The 12779-nt window shown below is 40.1% G+C and carries 13 protein-coding genes and 2 pseudogenes; 10 read left to right on the top strand and 5 right to left on the bottom strand.

Features of this window, described 5'->3' with window-relative positions; all coding sequences use genetic code 11:
• Positions 1-8: 8 nt before the first annotated feature.
• The 3 genes from prmA to FFM75_RS14025 are packed head-to-tail and all read right to left on the bottom strand — an operon-like array spanning position 9 to position 1941.
• Entirely contained in the window at positions 9-959 is a 951-nt protein-coding gene (gene prmA / locus FFM75_RS03960; RefSeq protein ID WP_137627897.1) for a 50S ribosomal protein L11 methyltransferase, read from the bottom strand.
• Complete coding sequence (locus tag FFM75_RS03965; RefSeq protein WP_137627898.1) at positions 956-1615, bottom strand: DNA-3-methyladenine glycosylase; 660 nt, start codon at positions 1613-1615, stop codon at positions 956-958. Before FFM75_RS03965 ends, prmA begins: the two co-directional genes overlap by 4 nt.
• Before the next feature lie 41 nt (positions 1616-1656).
• Positions 1657-1941 (bottom strand): hypothetical protein, encoded by a 285-nt coding sequence (locus FFM75_RS14025; protein WP_137627899.1) that lies wholly within the window; start codon positions 1939-1941, stop codon positions 1657-1659.
• 260 nt (positions 1942-2201) lie between these two features.
• On the opposite strand from FFM75_RS14025, the gene FFM75_RS03975 reads away from it, so the two are divergent.
• Positions 2202-2492: a hypothetical protein gene (locus FFM75_RS03975; protein ID WP_137627900.1), complete on the top strand. Its 291-nt coding sequence runs from the start codon at positions 2202-2204 to the stop codon at positions 2490-2492.
• 72 nt (positions 2493-2564) lie between these two features.
• Here FFM75_RS03975 and FFM75_RS03980 read toward each other — a convergent pair whose 3' ends face one another.
• Both FFM75_RS03980 and FFM75_RS03985 read right to left on the bottom strand, forming a co-directional pair.
• Entirely contained in the window at positions 2565-4001 is a 1437-nt protein-coding gene (locus FFM75_RS03980; protein ID WP_137627901.1) for an APC family permease, read from the bottom strand.
• A 17-nt stretch (positions 4002-4018) separates the two neighbouring features.
• The gene (locus FFM75_RS03985; protein ID WP_137627902.1) at positions 4019-5368 is read right to left on the bottom strand and encodes an aspartate aminotransferase family protein; all 1350 of its coding nucleotides are present in this window, start codon (positions 5366-5368) and stop codon (positions 4019-4021) included.
• A 321-nt stretch (positions 5369-5689) separates the two neighbouring features.
• On the opposite strand from FFM75_RS03985, the gene FFM75_RS03990 reads away from it, so the two are divergent.
• From FFM75_RS03990 to FFM75_RS14175, 9 genes and pseudogenes are all read left to right on the top strand, one after another.
• A complete protein-coding gene (locus FFM75_RS03990) occupies positions 5690-6469 on the top strand; it encodes a toxin Cry1Ac domain D-VI-related protein (protein WP_223876602.1) in 780 nt (259 codons plus the stop codon).
• A 38-nt stretch (positions 6470-6507) separates the two neighbouring features.
• Positions 6508-6750 carry a hypothetical protein gene (locus FFM75_RS03995; protein WP_137627903.1) on the top strand — a complete coding sequence of 81 codons (243 nt, stop codon included), beginning with the start codon at positions 6508-6510 and terminating at the stop codon, positions 6748-6750.
• A 130-nt stretch (positions 6751-6880) separates the two neighbouring features.
• Positions 6881-7585 (top strand): hypothetical protein, encoded by a 705-nt coding sequence (locus FFM75_RS04000; protein ID WP_137627904.1) that lies wholly within the window; start codon positions 6881-6883, stop codon positions 7583-7585.
• A 113-nt stretch (positions 7586-7698) separates the two neighbouring features.
• Positions 7699-8292 carry a DUF805 domain-containing protein gene (locus FFM75_RS04005; protein WP_137627975.1) on the top strand — a complete coding sequence of 198 codons (594 nt, stop codon included), beginning with the start codon at positions 7699-7701 and terminating at the stop codon, positions 8290-8292.
• 576 nt (positions 8293-8868) lie between these two features.
• A pseudogene (locus tag FFM75_RS04015) lies at positions 8869-9057 on the top strand (hypothetical protein); the annotation flags it as partial.
• Positions 9058-9515: 458 nt separating this feature from the next.
• Positions 9516-9830, top strand: coding sequence for a hypothetical protein (locus FFM75_RS04020; protein WP_137627905.1), 315 nt, complete (start codon positions 9516-9518; stop codon positions 9828-9830).
• Between the two features lie 60 nt (positions 9831-9890).
• Positions 9891-10082, top strand: coding sequence for an SHOCT domain-containing protein (locus FFM75_RS14000; protein WP_179951346.1), 192 nt, complete (start codon positions 9891-9893; stop codon positions 10080-10082).
• Between the two features lie 22 nt (positions 10083-10104).
• Positions 10105-11277 carry a hypothetical protein gene (locus FFM75_RS04030; protein WP_137627906.1) on the top strand — a complete coding sequence of 391 codons (1173 nt, stop codon included), beginning with the start codon at positions 10105-10107 and terminating at the stop codon, positions 11275-11277.
• A 269-nt stretch (positions 11278-11546) separates the two neighbouring features.
• Positions 11547-12652 (top strand): annotated as a pseudogene (locus FFM75_RS14175) (site-specific integrase).
• The last annotated feature ends 127 nt before the right edge of the window (positions 12653-12779 follow it).

The raw sequence follows: 12779 nt of genomic DNA on the forward strand, positions 1-12779 counted from the left end.
TAGCCTCCTTAATCTTCATCGGTTGGCAAGTAAGCCACGATACTGTGCCAATCACCCATTTGGGTATGTTGCGTAATTTGAAAACCAGCTGCTGTTAACGTCGTCATGATCAGGTCAAATTTTTCATCGATAATGCCAGATGTGATGAAATAACCACCGCGCTTCAAATTAGCTTTTGCTTGTGGGACCAATGGGACGATAATTTCAGCTAAAATGTTGGCCACAATGATATCAGCTTGCGTATGGATGCCCTTGAGCAAGTCATTAGCAGCAACTTTAACATCTGCGGCAACTGGATTTAAGTCTAAATTAGCTTGGGCAGCTTGCACGGCCACGTCATCTAAGTCATAGGCTTCTACTTGACCAACACCCATTGCTTTTGCGGCGATACTCAAAACACCAGAACCCGTCCCGACATCAATCAAATGCTCGCCACCATTGATGACCGTTTCCAAGTTTTGTAATGACAATTTAGTGGTTGGATGGGTCCCGGTCCCAAACGCCATCCCAGGATCTAATCGTAAAACTGATTCATTGGCTTGTGCTGGTTGATAATCTTCCCAACTCGGCACGATCGTCAAATACCGGGTCACCCGAACTGGATGATAATACTTCTTCCAAGCAGTCGCCCAAGCTTCATCAGACAAATCAGCCATCGTAACTTCATTTGGTTCCGGATTCAAGCCATAGTCGGCTAATTTAGCGACTCGCTGTTTAATTGTTGGTAAGATTTCAGGAACAAATACCGTTTCAGGATAATAAGCTGAAATCAATGCCCCACTGGTCACATGTGGAATCGTGTCTAAATCAATAATTTCGCCATAGCGATCAGGTTCTAAATGTTGATAGTCTAAAGCATCGTCAATTTTAACGCCGCTAGCACCGGCTTCCATTAAGATGTTTGAGACGGCTTCAACAGCTTCATTTGATGTACTAACAGTTACTTCGGTCCATTTCATAAGTTATCATTACCTCCAGAGATAGTTGATGGTTGCCAACCATGATTTTGTTGATCTTGATCACGTTTTTTGGATTGCGATACAAACGGGTTACCCGCAACATAGTAGCGTAACGGTACTGTCGTCCAATCGCCTTTGTTTAAAATACCAACCCGCGGTCCGGCCACGATATGTCGCGGTTGACGAACTGGCGTCAACGCTAAGTTTAACGTTGCTACAGTTAGCGGGGTATTATTGAGCGTTTTGTCCAAACCAAGTGCCTGCATGAGTTTTCCCGGACCAGTCGTGAGATTTTGCAGTGGCACTGACCGATTTTGTTGCATTTGTGCTAAGCCACGGTCAGGTTCAATCCCCCGAATCAAGACACATTCGGGCACGCCAGCAGCTTGGGTCACAATATTTAACAAAAACTGCGTCCGCATCTGATAAATATAAATCGTCCCGGCTGGTTGCCATAGCGCGCTATTACGGGTCGTTTGATGATTTTTAAATGCATGGGCCCCCGCATCTTGAGCACCTAAATAAGCTTCCGTTTCTGTAATCCAGGCAGTCAGCTGACCCGTCGCCGTTGTCAATTGTAGTTGTTTACCCAAAAGGGCTGCGGCAATCTCAGGTGTGGGCCGTTGGGTTAAGAATGCCGTTAACGCTGCATCCATTCGTCAACCTCCTTCCCAATAAACCTTAATAAAAAGGGCGACTATTCAGCCGCCTTTTTTGACAAGTGCTTATTTAAATACTTAACCAGATCCGCTTCGTGCTTAAAAATTCGAGGATGCTTCTGCTTATGCAGTCGCAAGGCGATCTCATTAATCTTGACGCGACCAGTCCAAGTATGACTATACTTTACGACCACGCGATTATTCCGATGGTCCTTGCCGAATTTCAACACGTAAACGCTATCGGGAACCATCAGCGGTCTGATATATGTTTTGTCGTATTCATAATGTATCGATCGCAAAAACTGTTTCGTGCGTTTTAACATGTCGTTAATCTCTCCTTCACAACGTGAAATTGATTTTTTATTTTAGAACTATCATTAAAGTTCTGATCAGTCACATATCTGACCAATATTATAACAGATTTTAAACAGTTATTGTATCAATTCACTACTGGTTAGGCAAGAAACTCGGTTTAATTGTTGAATATTTGCTTAAATGCTCGGTTAATCCCCGTTAACCTAGTCAAGATATGGTAAACTATTTCCAGTTAGGGTTTATTGTTTTATTTTATAGGGGGATTATCATGATTTTAATCGAAAAAATTTACCATCGTGGTCACGATGAAGTTACCACGGTTGACCAAATTGACAGTTTTCAAACCAATGACGGCTATGTCACTAAAAATTGTGTGCTAGCTCGTGAAATTGGGGCCGACAATGAAAATTGCTTTTATAAAAACACTGAAGGTAAACGCAAAAAAGTTGTCGCAACTAAAGCTGACGATGGCCAATGGCATTTAAAGACCATTGGCAGTACCGACACTACCACTGATGGGCTACTACAATTACCACACATGGATAACGTTTGGGGATAGTTGCAGTAGCCAATAAGTTAATACAACAAGGCTTAACAAAAAGCTGACGAATTAAATCGTCAGCTTTTTTCATTATTTCTTTTGCTGTTTACCTAAATAAGAATGATGCATGCCATACGTGAAATAAATAACTAAGCCCACAACGAACCAAATCCCCGCATATAGTTTAGCTTGAATATCCAGTCCCATGAAAACAAACAAAGCGCCCAAAAATGCTAATGCAGGTAACACAGGATAAAATGGCATTTTAAAGGCTGGTTCTGGAATGTCCTTGCCTTCGCGGCGCCGAAGTGCGTAAATACCGAGTGAGACAAACATAAATGCAATTAACGTCCCTGCTGAAATCAGTTGGGCTAAAAAGGCAAACGGACAAAATGCCCCAATCAAGATTGCAACAATTGTCAATACCAATAAAGCGTTGTTTGGCTGATTGTGTTTTAGCTTACCTAGCCAACCCGGTAACATACCGTCACGACCAAATGAGTAGATCAACCGTGAACCGGCTAAGGTCATCCCAATCAAGGCAGTGAACATGCCGATGACGGCCACGGCCTGAATCACGCTGGCCACCAGTGGATGACCGGCATGCCGTAATGCCCAGCCAACGGGTTCGGCATTATTCGCATAAACCGTGTATTTGAACATCCCAACTAAAACTAAAGCCACGGCCACAAACAATACCACGGCAATCACTAACGACCCTAAAATCCCACGTGGCATTGTTTTGCCTGGATTTTTTGCTTCAGCTGAATTTGCCGCAATCGAATCAAAGCCGATATAAGATAAGAAGATCATTGAGACCCCGGCATAAATACCTTGCCACCCACCAAAAGCACTGCCATCAGCATTAGCATGATACTTCGGAATAAATGGCACATAGTTCTGAAGATGAATCGCCGTCGCACCGACCACGATAAACGTTAAAATTGCTAAAACCTTTAACACGACGAGTACATTTTCAACGCGGGATGCTTGGCTGACCCCGCGTGATAATAGCCACGATACTAATGCAATGACGACGACCGCAATAATATCAACCACACCACCGTCAGTCCCAAACGTATTTGATAAGGCCTTGGGTAAAGTTAGCCCAATCGGTGCTAATAGACCCCGTAAGTTCGCTGACAACCCGGAGCCCACAAAAGCCAGTGCAATGAAATACTCCGCTAATAAAGCCCAGCCAGCGATCCAACCAAAAAATTCACCAAACATGACATTGATCCAAGAATAAGCCGAACCTGCAAACGGCATCGACGCGGCCATTTCAGCATAAGCAAATGCCACTAATCCGGCAACAATTGCGGCGACAATAAATGAAAAGACCACCGCTGGGCCAGCATGTTCCGCAGCCACGACCCCAGGCAACGTAAAAATCGACGTCGACACAATCGTCCCAACACCTAATGCTAGGAAATCTTTGACCGTTAGGACCCGCACTAGGTGTGAATCCTTATCTTCATATATAGATGGATCTTCTTTTAACGTCAAACGTTTCAACAAACGATGCATTCAGTTTCCTCCTCTAATTACCAGCCAATCTTACCCGCTGGTCGGTGAACTTGCCCATTTTCAGCAGCCGTTAATGCATGGTCTAACACTAGTAAAGCACGGTCGAGTTGTGGCCGTGTAATCACTAATGGTGGCTGAAAACGTAAAATATTCCCTTTTAATGTGATGATCACGACCCCGTGTTGAAAGGCATCATAGATAACATCACTCGCAAATTCTGGATCCGGCGTTTTAGAAACTGGATCTTGAACCAATTCAATGCCACCATCTAATCCATACATTCGCACATCGCCAATTTTAGGGTGCCGCTGTTGCATATCTAAGAACCGTTTTTCAGCATAGGCCCCATCAACTAACGATTTCTCTAATAAATGTTCCGCTTCAAGCGCATCTAGTGTCGCTAACGACGCCGCACAACAAACCGGATTTGCACCCGTCGTAAAGACATGTGCTGGGGCCGCTAAGCTTTCCATCACGGCCCGGCGACCAATCACCGCACTTAATGGCATTCCTGATGCTAACGACTTCCCGACTGACATCAAGTCTGGACGGACATTTGGGAAGCGTTCGATACTCCACATTTTACCGGTCCGTCCCATGCCTTGATTAACCTCATCGACGGCAAACAAAATGCCGTGTTGCTGGCAAAATTGATAAACCAGTTGTATGTACTCCGTGGGTGCTTTGTGAATGCCACCATCACCTTGAATCGGCTCAATCAGCACACAAGCGGTTTCCTCAACTGGCAAGTATGAGTCAAATGGCGCCTTAAATGCTGCAAACGCACGCATCACCACATCATGTTCGTCCTCACCAGGTAGCCGCCGATATAAGTCTGGATATGGCACATGGACGACACCAGGTAATAACGGTGCCATCTTTCTGGTCATGTTAAGACTGACACCCGATAACGTCATCGACCCATAAGTTGATCCATGATACGCGTCCATATAAGACACAATGTATTGACGTCCGGTATAAGCGCGCGCAAATTTAATGATGGCATCGTTGGCATCTGAACCAGAATTACCAAAGGCGACTTCATTGTTATCACCAGGGGCTAATTTTGCCAGACGTTCCGCCAATTGCTGTTCCGGTTGATGATGAAAGTAAGCCGGCGTGTAATGAATCAACCTGGCTGCTTGGGTTTGAATCGCATCGACCACCCGAGCATTCGTATGCCCAACGTTGATTGCTGAAGCACTGGCTAATAAATCGATATAATCATGACCTTCAACATCCGTTAAGATGGCACCATGGGCATGATCGATAACCAAATCATAATAATTAATGCGTGCCGCAGTGGCTAAATAATTATTTTCACGTGTGACTAATTCATGCGCATTTAAGTGAGCTTCAGCTGCCATTGCGATGACCTCCCCTAATAAATAAAAGTGATTATATTCTAATTTATTTTTAATCTATTTGCAAATTTATTTTTATAATCCATTTAATAAAGCTTTAAAACCAGCCATTTTATTGCTATATCGTTATTTGTATTATTAAATATAAATCTTAATAATTAAAAATCATTACTTAATTATCCTAATCTCTTTTTGAATAAACAAATTATCTATAGCGATGCCTTTAAGAATATTATAAAATATTAATATATTGATAATTTTAGTCATTAGGGGACGTGGCTGAAATTGTGATAACTATTTCGCACTTATTTTTGGAGGAAAATAATGAAACCTATATTTAGAAAGACTATTTTAAGTCTTGCTGTTGCGCTTATGAGTGGTACTCTTGTTGGCTGCGGTACTACGACCAATACTGCTAGTAGTACCTCTCACGCTAAGACGTCAAAAGTTGCTAAACAATCATCTAAAGTGAGTAACGCCAAATTAGATGTTGATGCACTTTTCACTTCTGACTCGCACAAAAAGCTAATCAGTAATTTACAAAAAACGGATATTTTGGCAGTCAGAAAAGAAGTTAATGCCTTACCATCGTCAGCTACAAAAACAACCCTTTTAGATAACGTCAAACACGCACTACGCTTACTACCACAGCAACAGGCAGCTGAAAAATCAGCCGCCATTGCGTCATCAAAAAAAGCTGCTGCCATTAGTGAGTCAAAGGCCAGTTCCGAAAAGATTGCAAATTCTGAGTCAAAAGCAGCCTCGATTTCAGAATCACAACAAGCCGTTGCAGAAAGTAATTCTAAATCAGCTTCTAGAGCAGTAGCCAAAAGTGCCTCAATAGCCGCATCAAGCTCCCGAAAGGCAGCCTCTCAGGTTGCAACTAGCCAGAAAGCAGCCGCCACCAATACAACCACCGCTACGTCAAAAGATAGTAATGGACAAATTTATACGAAAAACCAAGGCAAGATTGTCGGTAATGTCAACTCACATATTTATCACGTTCCCGGTCAAGCTGGTTACCATATGAATGCGTCTAATGCCGTTTATTTTAATACTGAAGCGGAAGCACAGGCACAAGGCTATCGTAAATCGTTAAGATAATCACCTAACACTATAAAAACTATTTGAGGTAAATATTTATGACAAAACTTAAACGTATCGCACTAACAATGATGGTTGTTTTTACTTTCGGTGGTGGCCTAACTGCATTGCCACCAGAAACTGTTCAAGCACGAACAACTTATGTTTGGATTGCACCTAAGTATGGCAAAAAATATCACTATAACCGTAGCTGTCGTGGTTTAAACCATGCCAGTCGTACAAAACGTGTCAAGCTATCTTGGGCTAAACGTCATTATTACAAATTATGTAAATGGGGCTAATACAAAAACGTCGGTCAGACTACTAGACCGGCGTTTTGTATTTACCAATTAATTACATCATCTTTACAACGTACCTAACTAGCTTGTGTTAAACTTAATACACTCAATTTAACTTTAGGACGTGGAAAATGTGAAAAAATGGGGACTTGTCCTTATATTAAGTTTACTATTCAGTCTAGCCCCACTAACCGCCTATGCCCGTGCTGGTGGCAGTACCGGGGGTGGCGGCGGATCAACTGGCGGTGGTGGTACAAGTACCGGGGGTAATTCTAGCCACTATCATGACGATGACGATTATTATCATCATCGTTACACACGTAGTAACCCTTATATGGATATCATTATTTTCGGTAGCTTTGGCATGCTTATTTTTGTGCCAAAAATTCGCCGTGGACTGCAAAAGCAACAGGTCAACCGTGTTCATCCTCAAAACACCATGCCAATGCCTGCAGATTTACAAGCTGAATTCGAACCGTTCTTTTATCAAGTTGAAACAGCTTGGACTCATAATGATCAAGCAACTTTGCAACAGCTAATGGTACCCCGCTACTTTAAAAAGCAGCGTAAAATTTTAGATGGTTATACCAAGAAGCATAAGATCGACCAATTAGAGGGGCTTGTGATCATTGAGTTAGCTCAAGTCTTAACTGATTCTCCAAGCCGACTACAGGTAGTTGTTACTGCGCAGGCACGTGATTATTTTCAATATGACAATCAGTCGGCTGCCTATAATCAGAATATTTATGAGCAAGCTTATATTGAGCGATTCACCGAAGTTTGGGAATTATCACGCCAAGCAGATCATCGATTAGTTTTAAAACAAATTCGTCAGTAACCGTTAATTGGTAACTACAATTAAGTTTGAATCAACGTAAATCAATGTTACGATAAAGACACCAATGCTAACGACGGGAAATTGGCATTAATGATTACTTTGGAGTGAAGATTATGACAGAAAGATTTTGTACCAACTGTGGGCAAAAACTAGCCGACAATGCGCAATTTTGCCCGAATTGCGGCGTTGCACAACCCACCGCATCACAAGACTCAACCAGTACTGATCAGCATACTGCGGGTACCGATCATAATGATGATTCAAGATCAACTGATGATCATCAAGCTACAAGTACACAATTTGTTCGCGATGTGCCCTATAACGAAAATGATCACCCTAATTTGTTTGCTTCAACTGGTTTATTTTTCAAAGACTGCTTAAACATTCAAAAGCGCTTAGGCCGTGCGGATTATTGGTGGGCTTGGCTCGGATTAACAATTTTAACTATCCTACTCACAATTGCATACGGGATGTTCTTTGCCAGCACATTTTTATATAGCGATATTAGTTTTACTAGTTTAGTTTTGCCATTATTTTATTGGTTATTCACCCTAGTCGCTGGCTTTACCGCTCAAGTCCGCCGGTTACATGATCTTGGTTACAGTGGCGCTTTTTGGCTCATTAACTTTGTGCCAGTTGTTGGTAATTTGGCTGTCTTGATTATGCTTTGCCAACCTTCACGACAAGCTGGTAATCGTTATATTTAATGAACTTATGGATATTGCGCTTGTGCTATACCGTTAATAGCTAAACCATATTTACATTGGCTTAGCTATGGAATGACTAGATTTTCAACACAATACTGAGAACTAGTCATTTTTTGTAATTAATTTTTTATACTTGCCTTAAAAAATGAGTAGTTTAAATTCAGAGTAAAATAAAATTGAGTATTATCATTACTTAATTGAGAAAGATGAACATAGTATCGATAAAAAACTAGCAGATACGATGAATGACCTTTGTTCCCAGAACTTCATCCTCTTTCTTACAAAATAGCGAGGAATAGCCAAAACTGGTTATATTGAATGGTTGATTGAAGAAGATGTCGACCGTTCAATAAATAAGTTTGGGACTTGCGACATCATAAAGGAGTTAATACGCAGTTTTTTGCGGTCAACACGAATAGCCCACTGTCAGATCACAACGAAAACGAAGCTAATAATTCATGCTAGCTATGCTACGGGACTAGTATAGTTGGAGTAAACAAGAAGACGTGCTAAATTTTCTAGACTTCTTTAAGTTGCCACATGAATTGGCTTCTTTACTTTAGAGGGGGAATAACTTTGAAATTCGGTTATCGTACACCAAGCTTCAAGAAATCGTTCAGTGCTAGGACAACGGGACGTTATAAACGTGCTGCTAAACGGGCAATCAACCCCTACTACGGACGTAAAGGTGCCGGATGGATCAACAATCCCAGAAAAGCCACTTATAATAAAATATATAATAAGACAACGAAGTCAATATTTGATACTTCAGTACCGTCTCAATCTCACGATAATATATCACCTAATCCTAAAGAAATTAAAGATTTCGTCTCTCAGGTTTCGACCGACCAGCAATCACCTAGTGAAGAACTACCCAGCGAGGATAACATCGAGGGATATTATGATGACTTTGGAAATTTTCGCAAATACACTCATGACGAATATGGAAAGTTTGATGAGCGAAACAAAACAATCAATCACACAATAAAAAAGACAGTAGATATTGATAATGATGCAAATAGGAAAGTGAAACCAAAGATTCCTAATCGCTTAACCATTTTTCTATGGATAATTGGCATAATATTTATAATTTGTATGTTTATCTTTGCAACAACTTTCACTTTAGGAATTATTTTTATAGCTTTTATTGTTTATCAACTTACAAGCAAATAGTTATCAAGCATTTTTTGTATTTTGCACATAATCTGGGGCGAGCTTTTAATATGAAATTTGATTATGCAGACAGACGAGCACAATCAGCTTATATAGATGAATTACTAAAAGTGATGAATGCAATTGGTATTGATGACAAGGATGTAATGATTGGATTAAAGGGTGCCTACAAGGAATATTTAATCACAACCGGTGATGAAGTCATCATCGCAAAGACTGGTTATATGACCGGACACACATGCGGTTATAACGTGTTCCGTATGACCTATCAAAATATCACCAGTGTGACGGTTAACTTCCATCTACGTATTGGTTACTTTGAAGTGTCAGGTGGCGGTGTGCAAAGCTCGCCTAAGAGTTACTGAGCACAAGATGAAGCCAGTGCCACTAAGACACCTAACACAATTGCACTGAGCGACAAGTACTTGAAGGAAGCGTTCACTGACGCAGTTAACATCATTAATAAGTACGTCGCCCTCTCCCACCAGCAAGACGATCAACCAGTGGTAACTACTGACCCGGTTGAGGAGATTCGCAAATACAAACAGCTAGCTGACGACGGGATTATTAGCAATGAGGTGTTTGAAGCTAAGAAGAATCAGCTATTGGGGTTATAACTATTAATTTGGAGGAATTACATTGATAAAAATTATTAAATCTATTTTTATCATTATTGGAATTGCACTGTTTTTCATACTGATACAACCCATTCAACATGTACAGGCACTGGCAAGTCATTGGAATGGACCACACTGGGTTACTCTAACAAAAAATGTGACCGTTTCTAAAATTAGAAATACTAATCCCAGTAGTGACAGCTATGAAGTAGCTGTATATAAGGCGAAAAAAGGTTCGCATTATAAATTAATTCACCGTGACATGGGTTACGCGTGGAGTTTTAAGTCCGGAAAATTCACCACTGGCAGCAAATATACTTACATGGTCAAAAAGAAATACAATGATGGCAGTTGGTTCAAAATGGGAAGAACACATAAGAAGTCAAGACCATTGAAGGGTGTTGGTAAGCTTTTTGAAGCTACTCCTAACCTAAAGGGAACTTGGAATCGTTCGTATTCCCATGATAATTTTGGCAAAACTATTACAATTAAGAATCACACCATAAAGTTATCACCGAATGGCAAGACTTATAAAATGAGTGTTACTAATATTGCGTCAGAACATTATCGAATTACACCCAAGGGAAGACCGGGTATTACCATATATGTACGTTATAAAAATTTATATGGAGACTTCCGTGAAGTTCTAAATCTCTATACAGATTCTGGAAGTTCCTTACCTACTAGCGTTTATTACAAGGGAAAGAAAGTTATCAAATTAAAAAATTATGATTTAGAATATCCCTCTGCCCCTAGTACCTTAAAAAAATGTCTTGGTAAAACAGTCTTCACAACCGAATTAGCAGATAACGATCTACCTGCTCGATTATCAAAAAATGTAGCTAATTATGAAGATGATATTTTCGAACGAAAAATAGACTTGCCTGGTGTTCCTATGCACTTAACTAAGTTTATATATGACGATCCCTACCGATTTGGTCAAGTAAACTATAATGGGCAAACTTTATTGGTAGATGCAGACAAAGAATTTGGTGATGTGGTTCCTTATAACACCTATAGATACAAAGGTGGTTTGATTATTTCCTCAGCTAAACCTACTGATAATACAGTTCTTCTAAAACACGGGCAAACAATTCATACTAGTGATACTTGGGAATATATTAATCCTCAGACTGGAAATGAAACCAGCTATGTTTTTTCACTAAAAAAGAACTCCTGGCATATAGATTCTTAATCTGATAAAACCATTTAATTATCATATACTAAAATGAACTGTTCGTTATCTTGCGTAAATATAAATAACGACTTAGATGCTGACAACTTATATGAAACTTACATTTTACGACTAGACTAAAGTATTACGTAGTCATCACTACAAAATTTGTAAGTAATGCTAAACAATAATATGGTCCCTGCGGGGGCTATTATTTAGAAGCGAAAAAGAACATACATTCGGATTACATTCAAGATCAAATTATAACAATCTGAAAGGAATTTATATCCATGCAAGGACATTTAAGAAAACGTGGCGATAGCTGGTACTACAGCTTTAAAGGTGCAAAAATCAATGGTAAACGTAAACGGTTTGAAGCTTATGGTGGCAAAACGCGTGTTCAGGCTGAAGCCGCTCTTCGCAAGGCACTTGATGAATATGAAAATGGCAGTACACCGCTCAAATTATCAAACATTAGTGTTGCAGACTACTTCGACTACTGGCACAAAAATTTTGTTGTAAAAACACTTAAATATAACACACAAGCTAACTACCGCAATATCATTGACAAGTACATTAAACCGTCATGCTGTAAACAATCTGCCCACCGACCTAGCAAAACATACAATAAGCATCATTATCTCAGTACTTCGCAAAGGTTTTAAGATGGCAGTCTTTCCATATCAAGCGATTAAGAATAATCCTGCTGATTATATCGTCTTACCTATTAACAATGATGACCTTGAGAAAACAGTCCAGGAACGAAGAACCGAATTAAAAATTATTAGTTTATCTCAATTTAAAGAAATTCTATCATTGGTACCGGTGGCGTCCCCGTTCTACTTGCCACTACAAATTGGATTCAATACAAGATTAAGACGCGGTGAAATATCCGGCCTAACATGGGATAACATTAATTTTAATGATCAAACTCTAACAGTCAACAAACAAATGATTATGAAACCAAAGTCACAATTTGAAATCACCTCGCCAAAAACTAAAGCAAGTTACCGTACCATCGCCATTGGCAAAACTCTAGTTGAGATTTTGAGAACGGCACGTAAAGAGCAAATGAGAAATAAGCTTCGTTATGGCAAATACTATTTAGATAGTAGCTTCGTCTGCACTAAAGCCAATGGCAAACCAGTCACGCCATCTGCAATTCACTACTATGCAGGTAAGGTCAGCAAACAAGTTGATTTTCCATTCAACTTTCACTCATTGCGCCATACACACGCAACCATGTTGCTTGAACACAATGCTAACTATAAAGAGATCCAACAACGTCTGGGCCATTCGCGAATTGCTACCACTATGGATACCTTCACATGTCACAAATAAGATGAAACGTGAAACCGTCGATATATTTGAGCAAATGCTTGATGACGGCCAATAGTACTGGTAGGAAGACAATTTTAGTGAATTGATTATCATAAATTTGGTTGGAAGACAAAAAGACAAAATCTGTCTATTTTCCTACTTATTAGTTTCATGGTAGGAAAATGGTAGGAAAATCGATAAAA

The organism is Lactiplantibacillus daowaiensis (assembly GCF_005405085.1).
In the GTDB taxonomy this organism is placed as follows: domain Bacteria; phylum Bacillota; class Bacilli; order Lactobacillales; family Lactobacillaceae; genus Lactiplantibacillus; species Lactiplantibacillus daowaiensis.